Annotated in this window: 20 protein-coding genes; 17 read left to right on the forward strand and 3 right to left on the reverse strand. The window is 47.2% G+C overall.

What is annotated here, in order from left to right; translation table 11 throughout:
* Nucleotide 1: 1 nt before the first annotated feature.
* The 5 genes from relA to D3795_RS02470 all read left to right on the forward strand — a co-directional run bounded on the left by relA (nucleotide 2) and on the right by D3795_RS02470 (nucleotide 6,731).
* Nucleotides 2–2,191: a GTP diphosphokinase gene (gene relA, locus D3795_RS02450; protein ID WP_156266005.1), complete on the forward strand. Its 2,190-nt coding sequence runs from the start codon at nucleotides 2–4 to the stop codon at nucleotides 2,189–2,191.
* Nucleotides 2,188–3,003, forward strand: a complete 816-nt coding sequence (mazG, locus tag D3795_RS02455) for a nucleoside triphosphate pyrophosphohydrolase (protein ID WP_156266006.1) — start codon at nucleotides 2,188–2,190, stop codon at nucleotides 3,001–3,003. The genes relA and mazG overlap by 4 nt, the downstream gene beginning before the upstream one ends.
* Nucleotides 3,004–3,115: 112 nt before the next feature.
* Nucleotides 3,116–4,753 (forward strand): CTP synthase, encoded by a 1,638-nt coding sequence (locus D3795_RS02460; RefSeq protein ID WP_156266007.1) that lies wholly within the window; start codon nucleotides 3,116–3,118, stop codon nucleotides 4,751–4,753.
* 34 nt (nucleotides 4,754–4,787) lie between these two features.
* Complete coding sequence (gene eno / locus D3795_RS02465) at nucleotides 4,788–6,086, forward strand: phosphopyruvate hydratase (RefSeq protein ID WP_156266008.1); 1,299 nt, start codon at nucleotides 4,788–4,790, stop codon at nucleotides 6,084–6,086.
* Nucleotides 6,087–6,104: 18 nt separating this feature from the next.
* Nucleotides 6,105–6,731 carry a hypothetical protein gene (locus tag D3795_RS02470; protein ID WP_156266009.1) on the forward strand — a complete coding sequence of 209 codons (627 nt, stop codon included), beginning with the start codon at nucleotides 6,105–6,107 and terminating at the stop codon, nucleotides 6,729–6,731.
* Here the strand turns inward: D3795_RS02470 and D3795_RS02475 are convergent.
* Nucleotides 6,728–7,453 carry a sulfite exporter TauE/SafE family protein gene (locus D3795_RS02475; RefSeq protein WP_156266010.1) on the reverse strand — a complete coding sequence of 242 codons (726 nt, stop codon included), beginning with the start codon at nucleotides 7,451–7,453 and terminating at the stop codon, nucleotides 6,728–6,730. The genes D3795_RS02470 and D3795_RS02475 overlap by 4 nt on opposite strands.
* 107 nt (nucleotides 7,454–7,560) lie before the next feature.
* On the opposite strand from D3795_RS02475, the gene ftsB reads away from it, so the two are divergent.
* Genes ftsB through rpoS form a run of 9 tightly spaced genes read left to right on the forward strand, consistent with a single transcriptional unit; the run spans nucleotide 7,561 to nucleotide 13,891 of the window.
* Nucleotides 7,561–7,848, forward strand: coding sequence for a cell division protein FtsB (gene ftsB, locus D3795_RS02480; RefSeq protein WP_156266011.1), 288 nt, complete (start codon nucleotides 7,561–7,563; stop codon nucleotides 7,846–7,848).
* Between the two features lie 5 nt (nucleotides 7,849–7,853).
* On the forward strand, nucleotides 7,854–8,564 hold the full coding sequence (gene ispD, locus D3795_RS02485) for a 2-C-methyl-D-erythritol 4-phosphate cytidylyltransferase (protein ID WP_156266012.1): 711 nt from the start codon (nucleotides 7,854–7,856) through the stop codon (nucleotides 8,562–8,564).
* 2 nt (nucleotides 8,565–8,566) lie between these two features.
* On the forward strand, nucleotides 8,567–9,052 hold the full coding sequence (gene ispF / locus D3795_RS02490) for a 2-C-methyl-D-erythritol 2,4-cyclodiphosphate synthase (RefSeq protein ID WP_156266013.1): 486 nt from the start codon (nucleotides 8,567–8,569) through the stop codon (nucleotides 9,050–9,052).
* Nucleotides 9,045–10,142 carry a tRNA pseudouridine(13) synthase TruD gene (truD, locus tag D3795_RS02495; RefSeq protein WP_156266014.1) on the forward strand — a complete coding sequence of 366 codons (1,098 nt, stop codon included), beginning with the start codon at nucleotides 9,045–9,047 and terminating at the stop codon, nucleotides 10,140–10,142. The genes ispF and truD overlap by 8 nt, the downstream gene beginning before the upstream one ends.
* Nucleotides 10,120–10,875 carry a 5'/3'-nucleotidase SurE gene (surE, locus tag D3795_RS02500; protein ID WP_156266015.1) on the forward strand — a complete coding sequence of 252 codons (756 nt, stop codon included), beginning with the start codon at nucleotides 10,120–10,122 and terminating at the stop codon, nucleotides 10,873–10,875. The genes truD and surE overlap by 23 nt, the downstream gene beginning before the upstream one ends.
* A complete protein-coding gene (locus D3795_RS02505; protein WP_156266016.1) occupies nucleotides 10,872–11,507 on the forward strand; it encodes a protein-L-isoaspartate(D-aspartate) O-methyltransferase in 636 nt (211 codons plus the stop codon). The genes surE and D3795_RS02505 overlap by 4 nt, the downstream gene beginning before the upstream one ends.
* Nucleotides 11,504–12,082, forward strand: coding sequence for a YqaA family protein (locus D3795_RS02510; RefSeq protein WP_156266017.1), 579 nt, complete (start codon nucleotides 11,504–11,506; stop codon nucleotides 12,080–12,082). The genes D3795_RS02505 and D3795_RS02510 overlap by 4 nt, the downstream gene beginning before the upstream one ends.
* Nucleotides 12,066–12,926: a peptidoglycan DD-metalloendopeptidase family protein gene (locus D3795_RS02515; RefSeq protein ID WP_156266018.1), complete on the forward strand. Its 861-nt coding sequence runs from the start codon at nucleotides 12,066–12,068 to the stop codon at nucleotides 12,924–12,926. Before D3795_RS02510 ends, D3795_RS02515 begins: the two co-directional genes overlap by 17 nt.
* Nucleotides 12,923–13,891: an RNA polymerase sigma factor RpoS gene (gene rpoS / locus D3795_RS02520; RefSeq protein WP_156266019.1), complete on the forward strand. Its 969-nt coding sequence runs from the start codon at nucleotides 12,923–12,925 to the stop codon at nucleotides 13,889–13,891. Before D3795_RS02515 ends, rpoS begins: the two co-directional genes overlap by 4 nt.
* 42 nt (nucleotides 13,892–13,933) lie before the next feature.
* Here rpoS and mutS read toward each other — a convergent pair whose 3' ends face one another.
* Nucleotides 13,934–16,510, reverse strand: coding sequence for a DNA mismatch repair protein MutS (mutS, locus tag D3795_RS02525; protein ID WP_156266020.1), 2,577 nt, complete (start codon nucleotides 16,508–16,510; stop codon nucleotides 13,934–13,936).
* A gap of 52 nt (nucleotides 16,511–16,562) precedes the next feature.
* Here mutS and D3795_RS02530 point away from each other — a divergent pair, with 52 nt between their 5' ends.
* The 3 genes from D3795_RS02530 to D3795_RS02540 are packed head-to-tail and all read left to right on the forward strand — an operon-like array spanning nucleotide 16,563 to nucleotide 19,232.
* Nucleotides 16,563–17,045, forward strand: coding sequence for a CinA family protein (locus D3795_RS02530; protein WP_156266021.1), 483 nt, complete (start codon nucleotides 16,563–16,565; stop codon nucleotides 17,043–17,045).
* Between the two features lie 58 nt (nucleotides 17,046–17,103).
* Nucleotides 17,104–18,171: a recombinase RecA gene (gene recA / locus D3795_RS02535; protein WP_156266022.1), complete on the forward strand. Its 1,068-nt coding sequence runs from the start codon at nucleotides 17,104–17,106 to the stop codon at nucleotides 18,169–18,171.
* A 26-nt stretch (nucleotides 18,172–18,197) separates the two neighbouring features.
* Nucleotides 18,198–19,232, forward strand: coding sequence for a patatin-like phospholipase family protein (locus D3795_RS02540; RefSeq protein ID WP_156266023.1), 1,035 nt, complete (start codon nucleotides 18,198–18,200; stop codon nucleotides 19,230–19,232).
* 118 nt (nucleotides 19,233–19,350) lie between these two features.
* On the opposite strand, the gene putP is transcribed toward D3795_RS02540, so the two are convergent.
* A complete protein-coding gene (gene putP / locus D3795_RS02545) occupies nucleotides 19,351–20,874 on the reverse strand; it encodes a sodium/proline symporter PutP (protein ID WP_156266024.1) in 1,524 nt (507 codons plus the stop codon).
* Nucleotide 20,875 lies beyond the last annotated feature (1 nt).

Consider the following 20,875-nt stretch of genomic DNA (forward strand, 5'->3'; position numbering starts at 1 on the left):
GGTGGTTTGGGTGCGCAGTACGCATGTTGATAAGCCGCATCAACATGGCGATTGGCTAGCAGAATTAGATTCGGACGAACGCTGTACGCAGCTGCGTGACCATGCTGAGCGCCTGAAGCTTATTTGTGAACGCGCAAAACAGCCACAGCTTCTGGTGAAAGGCGAAGAAATGGTTGAGATTTTAATTGGTCTCAACCTCGATCAAGAATCATTAGTCGCCGCTTTATATAGTCCTGCTTTTGAGGCGCAACTGATAGATTTAGAAGAAGCGTTAGCGTGGGGCGGCAAAAGCCTACCGGTGTTGCTTGAAGCCGTGCAACAAATGCAGACCATCAGTGCGCTGCAACACTTTCAACATGGCAAACCAAGTCTCGTACAAATCGATAATGTGCGTCGCATGTTGTTAGCGATGGTCACCGATGTTCGTGCGGTATTAATTAAGCTTGCGGAGCGCATCTGCTTTTTACGTGAAGTGAAAACGCTGGACGAAGAAACGCGTGTTCTTGCCGCCAAAGAGTGTAATGAAATTTATGCACCGTTAGCCAATCGCCTTGGTATTGGCCAGTTGAAATGGGAACTTGAAGATCTCGCCTTTCGCTATTTACATCCAACCACTTATAAAACCATTGCCGCGCAGCTCCATGAGCGGCGTATTGACCGCGAAACCTATATCAACGATTTTCTGCAGGCATTGCAGCAAGCTTTAGACGACGAAGGCGTGCAGGCAACGGTTTATGGCCGACCGAAGCATATCTATTCCATTTGGCGCAAGATGCAGAAGAAGCATCTAAACTTCGACCAGTTATACGATATTCGCGCTGTGCGCATTATCACTGACTCATTGAAAGACTGTTACGCAGCGCTAGGCGTTGTGCACAGCTTATGGCGTCATATTGCATCTGAGTTTGATGATTATATTGCCACCCCCAAGGCCAATGGTTACCAGTCGATTCATACCGTGGTGTTAGGCCCACAAGACAAACATGTTGAAATTCAAATACGCACTCAGGCCATGCATGATGATGCCGAATTAGGTGTTGCGGCGCATTGGATGTACAAAGAGGGCGGTGCTGCCGGAAAAGGTTCAGGCTTCGAAGAAAAAATCGCTTGGCTACGTAAATTGCTAGCATGGCATGATGATATGGCCGGCAATGACGGACTTGTTGATGAAATTCGCTCGCAAGTATTTGAAGACCGTGTCTATGTCTTCACGCCCAAAGGTGAGGTGATTGACTTACCGGCTGGTGCAACACCGTTAGATTTTGCTTATTACATTCATTCGCAGGTGGGGCACCGCTGTGTAGGTGCTAAAGTTGATGGTCACATTGTGCCGTTTACCTATCATTTGAAGAATGGTGAACGCGTAGAAATTCTCACGCAAAAAAATGCGCAACCTCGACGAGATTGGCTCAATCCAGCGAATGGCTATTTACAAACATCACGGGCACGCAGCAAAGTTGTCACCTATTTCAAAAAACTCGACCGTGATAAGAACCTGAAGACCGGCAAAGAGTTACTTGAAGCTGAGTTAGCGAAACATCATGTGCCGTTGGCGCAGGCCGAAAGCGTATTAGAACGATTTAACATGGTACATCTAGACGATTTACTTGCGGCGATTGGTGCTGGTGACGTACGGCTGCAACAGGTTGTGAATCAGTTGCGCCCTGAATCTGATAGTGCTGCGGAGCGCATCGAGCGCTTAACAGCACGTAAGAGCAAACCAACCCGTAGCGGCAAACAAAGTGATGTCACCGTTGAGGGAATTGGTAACTTATTGGTGCAATTTGCGAAGTGCTGCCAGCCAGTTCCTGGCGATACTATTTTAGGCTTTGTCACCCAGGGCCGTGGTGTCTCGGTACACCGCACTGATTGCGAGCAACTTAAACACTTACTTGAGCTCCATCCAGAGCGTGCTTTAGAAGTGAGTTGGAGCCAAGCAAAACACTGTAACTATCGAGTGAATCTTCGAATAGACGCGGATGATCGCCAAGGTTTATTGCACGACATCACCAGTGTGCTTGCGAATGAAAAAGTCAACGTGGCACAACTTGATTCGCGTTTAGATACTGCGACTCGCCAAGCATTAGTAACAGTGGGAATTATTGTTGCTGACGCAGACGATGTACAACGACTACTCAGCAGAATTAGTCAGTTAAAAGGAATTCACAACGTGGTGAGGGTCACGCAATGACGACGAAAGTAGATGAGAAAGAAAACTTTCAAGGTGTTGCCGCGTTATTAGAGGTAATGCGACGTTTGCGAGACCCAAATGGCGGTTGCCCGTGGGATTTGAAACAATCGATGACCACGCTCATTCCTTACACCATTGAAGAAGCCTATGAAGTTGCGGCGGCGATTACCGAAGGTAATTTAGCAGACATTAAAGACGAGTTAGGCGATTTATTATTTCAAGTTGTTTTCTATACCCAACTGACCGCAGAAGAAAAACAATTTACTTTTGATGATGTGGCGCAACAAACCGCGGAAAAGCTCATCCGTCGTCATCCTCATGTATTTGGTGACAGCAATACGCAAACCGATGAGGAAATTAAAGCTCAGTGGGAACAGATAAAAGCAGAGGAACGCGCTAAAAAAGGTCAAGAAGATAGTGTTTTTAACGGCATTCCTTATAATTTACCGAGTATTTTACTAGCGCTTAAGTTGCAGAAACGGGCGGCAAATGTTGGTTTCGATTGGCCAACAATAAAGCCTGTTCTTGATAAAATTCGAGAAGAAATAGCCGAAGTTGAAGAAGAGCTGGCTCGTAGCCAGCGTGACCAGCAGGCGTTGGAAGCGGAAATAGGTGATGTATTGTTTGCCGTCGTAAATTTAGCACGCCATGCCCAAGTCAATCCGGAACATGCATTGCGTCGCACTAACTTGAAATTTAAACAGCGCTTCCAGGCAATTGAAAAGCGATTAAGCGAGCTCGATAAGAATCCAGAAGAGCTTAGTTTGGATGAACTTGAGCGTCATTGGCAAGCGGTGAAGCGTAGTGGGTGATTTGTTAATGATACTGGCGATGCGATTTTAAATTGTCGACAAGCGAAGCTTCGGGTATACTGTTTTCCCGTCTTGAAGCAAATCCCTTTTAACCTGACGACTTAGGTTTCGCATGACAACTAATTATATTTTCGTCACCGGCGGTGTTGTATCTTCGCTGGGCAAAGGCATTGCTGCAGCTTCTTTGGCGGCAATTCTTGAAGCTCGTGGCCTGAAGGTCACGATTCTAAAACTTGATCCTTATATCAACGTTGATCCGGGCACCATGAGCCCAATTCAGCACGGTGAAGTATTCGTCACCGAAGATGGCGCTGAAACCGATCTTGATCTTGGTCATTACGAGCGATTCATTCGTACGCGTATGACGAAGAAAAACAACTTTACTGCTGGCCGTGTGTACGAAGATATTATTCGTCGCGAACGTCGCGGTGAATTCCTTGGCGCAACCATTCAGGTTATCCCGCATATCACCAACGAAATTAAGCGTCGTATCGTTGACGGTGGTGCAGGCTACGATATCGCGATTATCGAAATTGGCGGTACGGTTGGTGACATTGAGTCACAACCATTCCTTGAAGCCATTCGTCAGTTAGCGACCGAAGTCGGGCGTGATCGCACCTTGTTTATGCACCTCACGTTGGTGCCATTCTTGGGTGCGGCAGGTGAAGTCAAAACCAAACCGACACAACATTCAGTGAAAGAATTACGTTCAATTGGTATTCAACCAGATATTTTAGTGTGTCGTTCAGACCGTGCATTGCCGGCGAATGAACGCGCTAAAATTGCGTTGTTCACCAACGTTGAAGAAAAAGCTGTTATCGGCTTAAAAGATGTCGACAGCATTTACAAAATTCCAGCGATTTTGAAATCGCAAGGTTTGGACGAAATTGTCGTACACCGTTTCCGCATGGAATGTCCAGAAGCCGATTTATCTGAGTGGGAACAAGTACTTTATCAAGAGTCTAACCCAAGTGGTGAGGTGACTATTGGTTTCGTCGGTAAGTATATTGAATTACCAGATGCCTATAAGTCTGTGAACGAAGCTTTAGCGCACGCCGGTTTAAAGAATCGTTTAACCGTCAATATTCGTTATATTGACGCGCAAGACGTTGAAACCAAAGGTGTGGCGAAACTTGCGGATGTTGACGCGATTATCGTACCAGGTGGTTTTGGTGAACGCGGTATTCTCGGTAAGATTATGGCCGCTCAGTACGCTCGAGAAAACGGCATTCCTTATCTTGGCATCTGTTTGGGTATGCAGATTGCATTGATTGAATATGCGCGCAATGTTGCCGGCCTTAAAACTGCGAATAGCACTGAGTTTGATGCCAAAGCGGAGCATCCAGTGGTTGGTCTGATTACTGAATGGATGGACGCGAAAGGTCAAAAAGAATTACGCGATTCAAGCTCAGATTTAGGCGGTACCATGCGTTTAGGTGCGCAGCCATGTAACCTCGTGAAAGGAACCAAGGCGCGTGATTTATATGCGAAAGACGTGATTAAAGAGCGTCACCGTCACCGCTATGAAGTAAATGGTCATTACATTGAACAATTGGAGCAAGCCGGCTTGAAAATTTCAGGCTGGTCGCATGATAATCGACTGGTCGAAATTATTGAGATTCCTGAACATCCATGGTTTGTTGCTGCACAGTTCCATCCGGAATTCACCTCAACACCGCGTGATGGGCACCCATTGTTCCGTGGCTTTATTGAAGCCGCAGGTATTTATCAGAAAAAGCGTCGCGCCTAAGCGTCGCGTGTATTAACAGGAGTAGGCTACTGTCATGGCAGCAATCAGTAAAATTGTAGCTCGTGAAATTATGGACTCACGCGGCAACCCAACCGTTGAAGCAGATGTGTTTTTAGACAACGGTCATTGGGGTCGCGCGGCAGCACCAAGTGGTGCATCAACTGGTTCACGTGAAGCGTTAGAATTGCGCGATGGTGATCCGGCGCGCTATTTAGGTAAGGGCGTTGAAAAGGCTGTAGCCAATATTCATGACGCCATTGCACCAGCATTAGCGGGTGTTGATGCCACTGACCAACAGCGTGTTGATCAGATTATGTTAGATCTTGACGGTACTGAAAATAAAGAAAAGCTTGGTGCCAACGCTATTTTGGCGGTGTCTTTAGCTGCAGCGAAAGCAGCAGCAAGCAGCAAAGGCTTGCCTTTGTACGCCCACATTGCTGAAATCAATGGTACGGCGGGTGAATTTAGCATGCCGTTACCAATGATGAACATTTTGAATGGTGGCGAACATGCCGACAACAACGTTGATATTCAAGAGTTCATGATTCAACCGGTTGGCGCGCAAAGCTTTAAAGAAGGTTTGCGGATGGGCGCCGAAATATTCCATGCCTTGAAAAAAGTCTTACAAGCGCTCGGTTTAAGCACTGCGGTTGGTGATGAAGGTGGTTTCGCACCGAACTTAGCGAGCAATGAAGAAGCGCTTACTGTGATTGTTGAAGCGGTTGAAAAAGCAGGTTATCGCATGGGCGATGACGTGACTTTGGCTCTAGACTGTGCAGCATCAGAATTCTACCGCGATGGTAAATACAATCTTGCTGGTGAAGGTAAATCGTTTGATGCCGCTGGTTTCGCCGAGTACCTTGACAGCTTGTGTCAGAAATACCCAATCATCTCTATTGAAGATGGCTTAGACGAAAGCGATTGGGACGGCTGGAAAGTTCTCACCGACCGTATTGGTGACCGTGTACAATTGGTTGGTGATGATTTATTCGTGACCAATACCAAGATTTTGAAGCGCGGCATTGAACAAGGTATCGGGAACTCAATTTTGATCAAGTTCAACCAAATTGGTAGCTTGTCGGAAACCCTAGCGGCAATTCGCATGGCACGTGAAGCAGGTTTTACTGCGGTTATTTCACATCGTTCTGGCGAAACCGAAGACGCGACCATTGCTGATTTGGCCGTAGGTACCGCGGCGGGACAGATCAAGACTGGCTCATTGTGCCGCTCTGATCGCGTCGCTAAGTATAACCAGTTGCTGCGCATTGAAGCCGAACTGAATGGCAAAGCGCCATATCGTGGTCGTGCTGAAGTGAACGCGAAGCACAGCTAAGCTGAACTGGTCACTGTTGTGACACATCAAAGCGATATCTTTCAGCAGCTCACATCTACCTCAGCGGTGGGTGTGAGCTCTGCTGTATTTGCAGAACTGTGTATGGCGTTGTATGAGCGTGAGCTGAAACAACTATCACAACAAGCACAAGTTTCGATGTCGCTGCTGCAACGGCGTTTACAAAGTCTGCCATATCACGTTAAGAACGCCGCACGAGGCATGTTGGAAAGTGATGCGCCGTATACGCTGGATGTACAAAATGCGAGTTGGCAGTCATCACAAAAACGGCAACTCAGTGTGAGTGCAACGCAGCCAAGTAAATTACAACGTTGGTTGACACATTCGGCACGACTCGGCGATACCGTTCCTATCTTTGATTTTCGTCTTCCTATTCAGCAAGCCCGCTTAGATTCCATTGACCGCATCGACAAAGAGCAACAGCGTGTGCACTGTAACATGCACGGTTGGTTTTCATTTCAAGGCGAATGCTTAGAGGCGGAAGGGGAGAAGCTAAGACTATTGCGTCCAGATCATGCCAATTTAGCACCAGCGTTTTGTGGTCATCAATGGAATCATAAAGGCCGCATCGACCCACGTACGTTATCTTTGCGCGAAGTGTTGTTGGCAACTACGGTAACGTTTTAAGCGTTCCAGGCGCCAGCAAATGCGATTGCTCCTGCAACCATTACTAATAATAGACTGAGCTTACGAAAGAGTTGTTCAGACAGCTTGTCACTAATTTTGTGCCCCAACCACGCGCCGCTTATAGCGCCAATCAACAGACAAATGACAATAGGGATATGAGCTGTTTCGTAGCGTTGCTGAAAGCTGAAAGACACAATATTGGTTAACGCCAACACCCAAAAGAAAATAGTCAATGTGGCGCGAAATGCGATTCGGTCAAGACCATTACCGGTCAAAAACAATACCACAGGTGGGCCTCCAAGGGTCAATGCGCCGTTACTAAAACCTGCCAAAAGTCCCGTTATACCTTGCAATCCATCTGTACTGCGGTGTTTTAGTTGCACACCAAACCAAAATAGCAATGCGACAGCGATGACCATAATCGCCATACCCATCTGCAGCCAATCGAGGCGAATATGATTGAGTAACCAATTGCCAGCAAGCGTACCGATAATCCCAGTTACCAATAGCCATCGCCATTGACGAACTTGCACCGCGTGACGCAGCATCCATGCAAGGTACGTCGCCATGGCGAAATTAATAATCGACAAAGTCGGCGTAATAACACTCAGTGGTAACAGCAAGGTGAGAAGCGGCACCGCTATAAGTCCAGAGCCAAATCCAGTGATACCTTGAAGGCATGCACCAACGAAAATAATCAAAGTGATCAATATGTAATCCATAAAAAATACGCTCTCGATTAATCGTTGGGCTTTATGACAAAGGTCGATATACTAGCAGTACTGCTGCATTAATTTATAATAACGAACAACAGCAAGTGGGGACAGCTATGCGACTATTGAAACTCATCTTTATTGTTGCCTTGTGTGCGCTTCAATATCGGCTGTGGTTCGGTAAAAACAGCTTACCAGATTATTGGCACTTGCAGTCAGACGTGGTGCGACAAGCGGAAACCAATACACGTTTAATGCAGCGAAACCAAGTACTAGCGGCCGATATTGACGATTTGCGTGAAGGACAAGTTGCGCTAGAAGAGCGTGCACGTAACGAACTTGGCTTAATTAAACGGCACGAAACGTTTTTCCGCATTGTACCAGTAAAACAAACAACAAATTAATCGACATGATGCAAAACCAGATTCGGGTTGCCGCAGTAATTCCCGCTGCCGGTATCGGCAGTCGCATGGCCTTGGCCGAGCCAAAACAATATCTTCGAATTGCCGGTAAAACGGTTCTTGAGCATAGTGTCGCCGCCGTAGCTGCCGATGCTCGTGTTGCGGCTATTTATATTGCGGTAGCTTCCAATGATCAACGAGTACAAGCGTTAGATTTTGATTCAAAGTGTCCCGTTTACTTGGTTGCTGGTGGTGCGACTCGCGCAGCATCCGTACTTGCAGGCGTTGCAGCCGCGCAAGCTGATGGTTTTGATGTGGTGGTGGTGCACGATGCTGCGCGTCCTTGTTTGCAGCCTGCAGAACTTAAAGCGGTAATAGATTCTGGTATGACACATGCTGATGGTGCGATTCTTGCGCTTCCGGTGGCTGATACCATAAAGCAAGCACAAACGTTAGCAACTGACACCATTGCTAACAGTGTACCGCGCGACGGATTATGGCGCGCATTAACACCACAAGTTTTCCGCACCAAGCGGCTGGTGGATGCGTTAACCCAACTAGGCGTTGAGAATACGGCAATTACCGATGAAGCCTCAGCTATTGAACTAACCGGAGGGCATCCGAAGCTAGTGCTGGGGCAGCAAACCAATATTAAAATTACGCAGCCAGGCGATGAGCAGTTGGCCGCCACGTTTATTGCCATGATGGCAAAGGAGTAAGTATGCGAATAGGGCACGGTTACGATGTGCATAAATTCGGTGGAGAAGGGCCACTCACGCTTGGTGGAATTCAAGTACCATACGAGCAAGGATTGATTGCACATTCTGATGGCGACGTCATATTGCACGCCGTTGCCGATGCATTGCTAGGTGCTGTGGCTTTAGGCGACATCGGTCAACATTTTCCAGATACCGATGCACAATATGCGGGTGCCGACAGCGGTCAGTTGTTGCAACACGTTTATCAGCTTGTTCAGCAGCAGGGTTTCGAATTAGGTAATCTTGACGTGACCGTGGTTGCTCAAGTACCTAAGCTTGCACCTCACATTATTGCCATGCGAGAACGTATTGCTGCACTGCTAGCGGCAGATGTCACGCACATTAATGTGAAGGCCACCACCACTGAAAAGCTCGGGTTTGTTGGGCGTAAAGAAGGCATCGCCTGTCATGCTGTGGTGCTATTGATGCCGAGTGTTTCCCGTGACTGAAGCCTACTTACATGGAATGCCGCCGTGTCGCGGACAATTTAAAGCCTCCGCTGATGATTTTCAGGTAACCGAGCAGCTCGAGTTACCAGTTACTGATGAAAGCCAACAAGTTGGTGAACATCAATGGTTATGGGTTAAGAAACTAGGTGCGAATACAGCCTTTGTTGCCGGGCAATTAGCAAAATTCGCGGGTGTCAAAGAGCGCGATGTGAGTTTCTCTGGTTTGAAAGATCGCCATGCGGTGACCTACCAATGGTTTTCGGTACAGTTGCCGGGGCAAGCTTTGTTACCTTGGGAAACTCTTGAACATCCTGAGTTCTCAGTCGAGAAAGCAGCTCTACAACCGAAGAAACTGAAAACTGGAACGCACCGAGCGAATCATTTCGTATTAAAAATTCGACAAATTGATGATGTGGAAGCATTCAATCAACGCTGGTTACAAATAGTCGAGCAGGGCGTCCCTAACTATTTTGGTGCACAACGTTTTGGTCACAATGGTCAGAACATTGAACAGGCCAAACGCTGGTTTGCTGGGCAACTCAAAAGGCGACTGAATCGTAATCAAATCGGTTTGTATTTATCAGCAGCCCGTTCGTTTTTATTCAATCAAGTGGTTAGTGAACGTATATCGCAACAACGTTTAACACCTGAACTTGGCGACGCTGTGATGTTGCAAGGCAGCCAATCGTTTTTTGTAGTGGATACCCTAGATGCAAGTTTACTTGAGCGCTATTCGCAGGGTGATATCATGTTGACGGCACCGTTGCCGGGTAACGATAAATGGGCAAGTACTGAGGCTATCGCTGAATTAGAACAGTCAATTTGTCAGCAGTATCCAGAGTTAATGGAAGGTTTAGCGAAACAACGTATTGACCATGCCCGTCGGCCATTGCTACTGAAATTACAAAGCCCGCAATTGCGCTGGTTAACCGATGATTGTGCGGAACTCGAGTTTTCATTGCCACGTGGTAGTTTTGCGACAAGCGTATTACGTGAACTGATGCAAGATGCAATGAGTACTCCAAATAGCAACCCGAATAGTGAACCAAACCAAGGTAATCAAGCTCATGATGAAGTTGTTAGTCAGTAACGACGACGGCGTTCATGCCCCAGGCATTGAAGCCCTATATCTGCGTTTAAAAGACATTGCTCAAGTACGCGTGATAGCCCCCGATCGTAATTGCAGTGGCGCCAGTAACTCGTTAACGCTGCACAATCCATTGCGAATGCAACGGTTACCAAATGGTTTCTATTCACTTAACGGTACGCCAACTGACTGCGTTCACTTAGGTACCAATTCGCCATTGGCTGATGATGTTGATCTGGTCGTTTCTGGTATTAACGATGGCCCTAACATGGGCGACGACGTTTTGTACTCAGGCACTGTAGCTGCAGCAATGGAAGGCCGTTTTATGGGGTTGCCAGCGATTGCGGTTTCAATGGGGTCACGTAGTGATGAGTTTTACGATACTGCAGCACAAGTTGTCGCCAATATCGTAAGCCGCATGGCAGAGCAACCACTGCGTTTGGATACCATTTTGAACATCAATGTACCCGCAGTTCCGTTTGATGAACTGAAAGGCTATAAAGTGACGCGCTTAGGGCGCCGTCATCGAGCAGAAACCATGGTACAAAGCAAAGACCCATTTGGTCGCGATATATTTTGGTATGGGCCTATTGGTGGTCATCAAGATGATGCCGAGGGAACCGATTTTCACGCTGTGCGCGAGGGTTATGTCTCAATAACACCATTGAGCTTGGATATGACGGCTCGTAGTCATCAAGATACCCTGTCAAACTGGTTAACGAAAACGACAACATGATTCAAAACTTTCAAGGTATGGCGCGCAAATTAGCTGATAAGTTGCGCGCAGAAGGTATTACCAATACCGCTGTATTAGATGTCATTCGAACGACACCTCGGCATTTATTCATGCCGGAATCATTAGCCCATAAGGCCTATGAAAATACCGCACTGCCCATTGGTCAAGGACAAACCATTTCACAACCGTTGATGGTTGCTTCAATGACCCAATTATTGATGCAACACGACTGTCAAAAAGTGTTAGAAATTGGTACAGGTAGTGGCTATCAAACAGCAATTTTGGCACAGTTAGTCAATCATGTTTATTCAGTTGAACGAATTGCTGAACTGCAATATCAAGCCAAGCGACGATTAAAGAAGTTGGATCTACACAATGTATCCATGCGCCATGGCGACGGTTGGCAGGGCTGGCCAAGTAAAGCCCCATTCGACGGAATTATTGTCACTGCGGCGGCAAGTTCGATGCCAATGGCATTGTTACAGCAACTCACCGACGGTGGTGTGATGGTCATCCCAGTAGGCACCACCATACAACGACTCATTGTCGTGCGTCGTTTTGGTGACGAATTTGAACAAAAGGAATTGGGCGAAGTGAAATTTGTACCGTTAGTACCAGGGGCAACCATATGAAAATTTTTGGTTGGCTCTACGATAAAGTTTTGAGTTGGTCTCAGCATCGTCGCGCTCCAGCTATCCTTGCTGGATTAAGTTTTTCTGAGTCGGTTATTTTTCCAATTCCACCAGATGTCATGCTAGCGCCGATGGCGATGACGCAGCCGCAAAGAGCATGGCAGTTCGCATGGATCACAACCGTAGCCTCGGTTCTCGGTGGTATCACTGGTTATTGGCTCGGGTATTTCTTATTTGATCCTGTCGTGATCCCGTTGGTGGAATGGGCGGGCTATGAGGATAAGTTAGTGCGTGTTACCGATTGGTTTCATGCTTATGGCTTTTGGATTATTTTCATTGCTGGATTCTCGCCACTACCGTATAAATTGTTCACAGTAACAGGTGGGATGTTAAGTGTGGCATTCGTCCCATTCGTTATGGGCTCGGTCATCAGTCGTGGCTTACGTTTTTTTCTAGTCGCTTGGTTGCTGAAAACTGGAGGCCCCAAAATGGCCGTACATCTGCGTACCTATGTTGACCGGATTGGTTGGGGGATGGTGATTTTAGCCATCATTGCCTATGTGTGGACGCGTTAAACAGCTCATTGTACTGAACACAGCGCTACTTCTTTTAGTGCTAGGTGGCTGTGCCCAGCGTACAGAACCCGCGCCGGTTACCCGATTGTATAAGGGTAAAACTATCCACGACTTTGAACCTGCTAGCTTATCGGCAGCTTCTTACATTGTTGAGCAGGGCGATACGCTTTATTCCATTGCCTTTCGTGCCAACGAAGATGTTCGCACGCTGGCTCGCTGGAACAATATTGATGCCCCCTATACGATTGTGCCAGGACAGAAATTACGTTTAACAGCAACAACTTCCAGAACCGCGCCGGTGAAACCAAAAGCTCAATCACAAACCGTTGCGTCAGCACCAAAGAAAGAGTATCGTGAACAACAGGTTAAACAAAATAAAAGCAAACCGTTAACAGTAAAGCAACAGAATAAGCCAGCTCGGACGCTACCACCGCGTAAAACAGAACCTCCACTTCCGGCAAGTAAAGATATTATTTGGCAGTGGCCCACAGGCGGACGTGTATTGAAAGAGTTTTCGACTGCGGAAACGGGAACGAAAGGTTTGGATATTGCCGGTTCGCGCGGTGATCCGATTTATGCGGCGGCGGCTGGAAAAGTGGTTTATGCAGGGAATGCATTAAAAGGTTACGGTCAGTTAATCATTTTGAAACACAATGATGACTATATTACGGCTTATGCACATAACCAGCAGTTATTAGTAAAAGAACAACAATGGGTCAATAAAGGCGACGAAATCGCCGCTATGGGTGATACCGATGCAGAACGCGTTAAGCTGCACTTTCAAGTGAGATTTCGCGGGAAGTCGGTCAACCCACGGCATTATTTGCCTCGGGGGACACAATGAGTCGAGATCAGGAAGACATAGACGAAGTTGACGAGCAAGAGCTGTTGTCAATGGAGCAATCTGCTCCTGATGATAGTGATGAGGCGTTTGAAGAAATACTGGCGAATCGTGTCAATTACCAGAAGAAAATGGACGCGACGCAGCTGTATTTGAGTGAAATTGGCTATTCACCGCTATTAAGCGCGGAAGAGGAGGTTCATTTTTCGCGCTTGGCGCGTAAAGGTGATGCGAAAGCACGCGCTCGGATGATTGAAAGTAACCTTCGCCTGGTTGTCAAAATTGCTCGTCGTTATACCAATCGCGGATTAGCTTTGCTCGATTTAGTCGAAGAGGGTAATCTCGGTTTAATTCGCGCGGTTGAGAAATTTGATCCTGAGCGAGGGTTTCGATTTTCTACTTACGCGACGTGGTGGATTCGTCAAACCATCGAACGCGCCATCATGAATCAAACACGTACCATTCGCCTACCAATTCATGTTGTTAAAGAACTTAATAGTTATTTAAGAGCCGCACGAGAGCTCGCGCATACACTCGATCACGAACCTACCGCTGAAGATATTGCCGAAAAGCTGGATGTGTCTGTTGCTGATGTCAGCCGTATGTTGCGCCTGAACGAGCGTGTCACCTCGGTCGATACGCCAATGGGCGGCAGTGACAACGACAAAACACTAGTCGATATGCTTACGGATGATAACGACTATGGCCCTGAAGGCGACATGCAAGAAGAGGATGTGCGCGATCACATCATGACTTGGCTGGAAAACTTAAACGAAAAGCAACGTGAAGTATTAGCGCGTCGATTTGGTTTGTTAGGTTATGAACCCGCCACTTTGGAAGATGTTGGACGTGAAATTGGTCTGACTCGTGAACGGGTTCGCCAAATACAGGTTGAAGCCTTACGACGCTTACGCGATATGCTCAGACAACAAGGGTTGAGTCTCGATTCGTTGTTCCATCGCGACTAGATCATCATTCGTTCGTTGGTAGAGAATTCAATGCGCACTCGCTTACTTGCTTGTGCGCATTTTTTGTTGCCACTGGGCTAACCAGGTTAGTGCTTCAATTGGCGTTAATTGGTTCACGTCTAAATCTGCCAGTGCTTGTTCAAACGCGCTCGGTTGAGCTTCAAACAGTGGCACCTGAACTGTCGATGATTTTGCAGGCGTAGCCTCGACAACACCGTGATGGTCATGTTCAAGTTGCTGCAGATAGAGTTTCGCTTGCTGCAACACCGAGCTTGGTAAACCAGCTAGTTGCGCAACTTGGACGCCAAAGCTTCGACTTGCCGCGCCGGTCTTCACCTTGTGTTGGAACGCAATGCTATCACCGTGCTCAGTCGCTTCTACGTGAACGTTCAGTGCACCGTCGTGGTGCCCAATGGTTTGGGTGAGTTCAAAGTAATGCGTGGCAAACAGCGTTAACGCACGATTTTTATCTAACAATGCTTCGGCGCAAGCCCAAGCCAAAGCCAATCCGTCATAAGTTGAGGTGCCACGACCGATTTCATCCATCAGTACCAAACTTTTGTCCGTTGCGTTGTGCAAAATATTCGCAGCCTCGGTCATTTCAACCATAAAGGTAGAACGGCCGGAAGCAAGATCATCTGACGCGCCGATACGAGTAAAAATTCGATCAATTGGGCCAAATACGGCCTTTGTTGCCGGAACAAAGCTGCCACAGTGCGCCATAATTGCGAGTAACGCGGTTTGCCGCATATATGTGGATTTACCGCCCATATTTGGACCAGTAATCAGCAATAATCGTTGTTGCGGCGTCAAGCTCACATCATTGGCAATAAACGGTTCTTGCTGTAATCGCTCAATCACTGGATGACGGGCATCGCTGAGCTCAATTTGAATTTGTTCAACGAGCTCTGGGCGTTGGTATTGATAAGTTAACGCTTGTTCAGCAAAACTGCGTAACACATCAATTTCAGCCAATGCCATCGCGGTATGCTGCAATGGTTGTAGATGTTCGGCAATTTGCTCAATGAGGTTTTCGTATAACCATTTCTCCCGGGCTAGGGCACGGCTTTGGCTTTGCAGAACTTTGTCTTCGTAGGTTTTCAACTCAGGAATAATATAACGCTCGGCATTCTTCAAGGTTTGGCGACGTTGGTAATCGGCTGGAATTTGCGCGCTCGCAGCACGGCTCGCTTCCAGGTAATAGCCATGAACTTTGTTGTAGCCGATTTTCAACGTCATGATACCCGTACGTTGCCGCTCTCGAGTTTCAATTTGTTGCAGAAAATCGGTAGCGCCGGCAGCTAATTGACGTTGCTCATCAAGTTCCTCGTCAAAACCGTCACGAATCACGCCACCATCGCGAATGAGCATCGGCGGCTGCTCGACAATGGCCTGCTCAAGTAAATCGGCAAGCTCCGGAAACGTTGCAATGGCTTGTTGCCAGACTACGAGATCAGGGTGCTCAATAAGCTCCTGAATGCTCGGCAACGTTTGTAGAGCAATACGTAATCTTGCCAGATCACGAGGGCGTGCACTGCGCAAACCAATACGTGTCAAAATACGTTCAATATCGCCTATGTGACGTAACTGCTGATGTAGCTCGTGAAAATCTATGTGTTGCAATGCGCCAACGGCGTTGTAGCGACGGCTCAGTTGTTGATGCTGGCGTAAAGGGCGTTGCAACCAACGTTGCAGCAAGCGGCTTCCCATTGCGGTACTGGTGTTATCAAGTACATCAAACAAAGCAGTTTTCTGTCCGCTCAATGAGCGCACCAGTTCTAAGTTTCGACGCGTTGCTGCATCGAGCATAATCGCATCGTCGTAGCGCTCAGCAACAATTGAGGTAATATGCGGTAACGCCGCTCGCTGAGTAGCTTTCACGTAATTTAAAATGGCTCCAGCGGCGCCTATTGCAGTATGCAGGTGACGAATACCAAATCCATCGAGATGCGCAACTTGAAATTGACGTAGCAAAAGTTGTTCCGAACTCGCTTGGTCAAACTCCCATTCGGGGCGTCGTCGGCAGCAGCTGCAATTCAATTCTTTGTCACTAAACTGCCAAGTTTCTGGGTATAACACCTCGGCTGGTTGCAAGCGCTCGAGTTCTGCGCGCAGTTGTTCACGACTAGCGGCTTCGAGTACCGTGAAACGACCGCTTGCCATATCAAGACAGGCAATACCGAAATTATCGCCAGGATTCACCGCAACGAGTAAATTTTCTTGAGCTGCTGGAAGCAGGGCTTCATCGGTTAGAGTACCTGGCGTAAGAATGCGTACAACTTGGCGTTCTACGGGGCCTTTGCTGGTTGCTGGGTCGCCGATTTGCTCGCAAATAGCGACAGATTCACCAAGTTCGAGTAATCGAGCCAAGTAATTTTCAGCTGCATGGTAGGGCACGCCAGCCATTGGAATGGGCTGGCCGTTGCTACTACCTCTGGCGGTGAGTGAGATATCGAGTAACTCCGCAGCACGTTTCGCGTCATCATAGAAAAGTTCGTAAAAATCCCCCATTCGATAGAATAATAAGGTATCAGCATGTTCTGCTTTTATCCGCAGATATTGCTGCATCATGGGGGTATGTGTTGAAATTTTTTGCGAGTTATTTTGTGCGTTCGACATGCCTGTTATTATCCGTGTAGAGTCGATATACCGCGTATAAGGGAATAGTCAAATGGTATCACAAACACGTCACGATTTAGCAGTAGATTTAGGTAAGTGGTTGCAACAACGTCAATGGCAAATTGTTACGGCAGAGTCCTGCACAGGTGGCGGAATCGGTTATGCTATTAGTTCGATTCCTGGCAGCTCAGCATGGTTTGCCGGTGGCTTTATCACCTATACCAATACCTTGAAACATGAGTTACTAAATGTACCGAATGTTACTTTGGCACGCTACGGTGCCGTTTCCAGTGAAACTGCAGCTGCCATGGCTACTGGTGCGCTGGCAAATAGCGGCGGTGATGTGGTCATTGCGGTAACCGGCATTGCTGGCCCCGATGGTGGTACACCAGAAAAGCCCGTTGGTTTGGTTTGGTTTGGGTTGGCTTGGGAAAACCACTGTATAACTTGGCATAAAGTGTTTGAAGGGAGTCGAACACAAGTTCGAAAGGCCACAATTGACGAGGCTTTACGAAGTTTTGAAAAAATTACTTGATACTGTATAAATTTACAGTACACTTAGTTACAACATGACCAACAGAACGGACATTAACATGAGCAACGATAAACAAAAAGCACTCGACGCCGCGTTAGGGCAAATTGAACGCCAGTTTGGTAAAGGTTCAATTATGCGCTTGGGTGATAACCAAGCAATGGACATCGAGTCAGTTTCAACTGGTTCATTAACATTAGATATCGCGCTTGGTATTGGCGGACTTCCATTTGGCCGTGTCGTTGAGATTTACGGGCCAGAATCAAGCGGTAAAACAACGCTAACATTACAAGTTATTGCGGAAGCCCAGAAGAAAGGAAAGACCTGTGCGTTTGTTGATGCTGAACACGCTCTTGATCCTGTGTATGCCGAAAAGCTGGGTGTAAACGTTGACGAGTTACTTGTTTCGCAACCTGATACCGGTGAACAAGCGCTAGAAATTTGTGACATGCTGGTGCGCTCGGGTGCCGTTGATGTGGTTGTTGTCGACTCGGTTGCGGCGTTAACGCCAAAAGCTGAAATTGAAGGCGAAATGGGTGATAGCCATGTTGGTTTGCAAGCGCGTTTAATGTCGCAAGCTTTACGTAAATTGACTGCGAACATCAAAAAGTCAAACAGCATGTGTATTTTCATCAACCAAATTCGAATGAAAATTGGCGTAATGTTTGGTAACCCAGAAACCACAACGGGTGGTAACGCGTTGAAGTTCTACTCGTCTGTACGTCTCGATATTCGTCGCACTGGTGCGGTAAAAGAAGGTGACGAAGTTGTGGGTAACGAAACCCGAGTGAAAGTCGTGAAAAACAAAGTAGCGCCACCGTTCAAGCAAGCTGAGTTCCAAATCATGTACGGCGCTGGTATTTCGAAAGAAGGTGAGTTGATTGATCTTGGTGTGAAGCAGAAGATCATTGATAAAGCTGGTGCATGGTATAGCTACAAAGGCGATAAAATTGGCCAAGGTAAAGCCAATGCCATGAAATTTATGATTGATAACCCAGCCGTTGCCGCGGATATCGAACAACAAATTCGTGAACAGCTATTAGCGAAGCCTGTGAAAGGCGGTAAGGCAGCAGCTGCCGAAGTTGCTGATGCGAAAGATGATGTTATGATGGATGACGATCTAATCTAACTCTCTTTTTTCAGGATGTTGTTACCATGAGTCAGTATGTTCAAGTCGCATTAGCGTTGGGTTCAGGCGCAGCGCGCGGATGGTCGCACATTGGTGTGATCAAAGCCCTAAAAGATATGGGCATTGAAGTTAACATGGTTGCAGGCACTTCAATCGGCTCCCTCGTGGGAGCCGGTTTTGCTTCTGGACGTCTGACCGAGCTCGAAGAATGGGTTCGAGACATGGGGCGTTGGGAAGTCTTCAATTTACTCGATTTTGGTTTTAGCCACGGCGGTATAATTCAAGGTGAAAAGGTTTTTAGCCATGCCCGTGAATTATTTGGCGCCATTAATATTGAAGATATGCCAATTACCTACGGCGCCGTCGCGACCGATTTATTTACTGGTCGCGAAATATGGCTACGTAAAGGCGATGTCTACGATGCTTCTCGTGCGTCGTGTTCAATGCCGGGGCTATTAGCGCCAACAGGCGTTAAAGGACGCTGGCTTGTCGACGGCGGCTTGGTGAATCCAGTTCCAGTCTCCTTATGCCGTGCTCTCGGCTCTGATTTCGTGATTGCAGTGAACTTGAATTCACAGCTCACAACAACAGCTATTGAGGCTCGCAATAAATACGTAGCGCCAGGTCATGAACATCTTCGTCATCATCAATCTGAGCCTCAGGCCGATGTGCATGGCCATAATACGCCAACCACAACCGAAGCTTCCGATGAGGGGGCACATCCAAGCGAAGATGCTGAGCAAGGATTTTTTAAAAGCTTTCTTTCAACCAGTCAGCAATACTGGGATTCAATGAAAGATAAGTTTAATGGCCAATCTTATAAGGCGCCGGGTATGTTAGGTGTCATGGCTGGCTCGATAGATATTATGCAAGAGCGTATTACTAAGGCTCGATTGGCTGGCGATCCGCCGGATATCTTAATTCAACCAAAACTCGGCCACATTAGTTTGATGGAATTTGAGCGCGGTAATGAAGCAATTGACGTGGGCTATGAGACAACAATGCGGATGAAGGATTTTATTCTGTCCGAGTTACAACTCTTTTCCGAACGTCGCGGTTGAAAAGACAAAAGCGATATTAGCACTTAGATATTAGACAGAAAAAAGGCGCCTTGCGGCGCCTTTTGTTTTTGGTCTTTAGCTAATATCTAATATCCAATAGCTAATATCGTCTTTGCACTTATGAGTGAATGACTTTTTCCATTTCATCGAACGTATCTTGCAAGTCTTTTGTTGGCTCAGCTGTTAGTAAGCTGACAACGATCACCGCAATTGAACATACAATGAAGCCTGGAATGATTTCATAAACGACGCTACTCAATGTCGCGCCATCTGCAAGTATCGGTGCATAGATCCAGAACAATACCGTTGCTGCACCTAGTACCATGCCAGCTAATGCGCCATGACGGTTCATTCGCTTCCAGAACAGACTTAGGATGATGACAGGGCCAAATGCCGCACCGAAACCAGCCCATGCGTTGGCGACCAGACCTAGAATTGTATTATTTGGGTCCCATGCAAGTGCAATGGCAACCAAAGAGACTAACAGCACCGAAATTCGACCCACGGTGACGAGTTCTCGGTCGCTTGCATCACGACGCAAGAATGCTTTGTAGAAGTCTTCAGTTAATGAGCTTGAGGTCACTAAGAGTTGTGACGAAATCGTACTCATAATTGCCGCTAAAATGGCTGCTAATAAGAAGCCCGAAATAAGAGGATGGAACAGAAACTGCGAGAAAATGATGAAGATAGTTTCAGCATCTTTCAACTGCATCTTCGTTTCCGCCACATATGCGATTCCAACGAAGCCGGTAACCATGGCGCCGATAATTGATACGAACATCCAACTAATACCAATGCGACGAGCGGTTGGAATATCCTTAACCGAGCGAATCGCCATAAAGCGGACGATAATATGCGGCTGGCCGAAGTAACCAAGGCCCCAAGCAAGCAAGGAAATAATACCCAGAATTGATAGCTGATTTAGCATGGGGTCAGCAATCGAGGCATCGCGGAAGAATTCCAAAAAGTCCGGATTAATCGATTCAACCGTATTGCTCACCTGCGTCATGCCACCTAAGTCAAAGATAGCGACAATTGGCACTAAGACTAGGGCGACGAACATAATACAGCCCTGCACAAAATCGGTCATCGATACGGCTAAGAAGCCACCGAATAGGGTATAGGCGCAAACAACACCAGCGGTTACCCAAAGGCCTAAGCTGTAATCAAGACCAAACGCAGAGCTTGCGAATAGCTTACCGCCCGCGACTAAACTTGCGGACGTGTATAAGGTGAAGAAGATAATGATAACCACGGATGAGAATACGCGTAACATGCGTGTTTTATCATCAAAACGATTCGCAAAGTAATCCGGTATGGTAATGGAATCGTTGGCCACTTCGGTGTATGTACGTAACCGTGGTGCAACAATGAGGTAGTTTAAATAGGCACCAATGAGCAAACCTACAGCAATCCACAATTGTGAGACGCCTGAGACGTAGATAGCTCCTGGAAGCCCCATAAGCATCCAACCACTCATATCTGACGCACCTGCGGATAGCGCAGTAACTCCAGGGCCTAGAGCTCTTCCCCCAAGCATATAGCCAGAGACATCATCGGTGGATTTTTTATAGGCATACAAACCAATGCCTAACATGGCAATAAAATAGAGTGCTAATGAAACGAGCGTACCTGTTTCCAAA

Source organism: Pseudidiomarina andamanensis (assembly GCF_009734345.1).
Taxonomy (GTDB): Bacteria; Pseudomonadota; Gammaproteobacteria; order Enterobacterales; family Alteromonadaceae; genus Pseudidiomarina; species Pseudidiomarina andamanensis.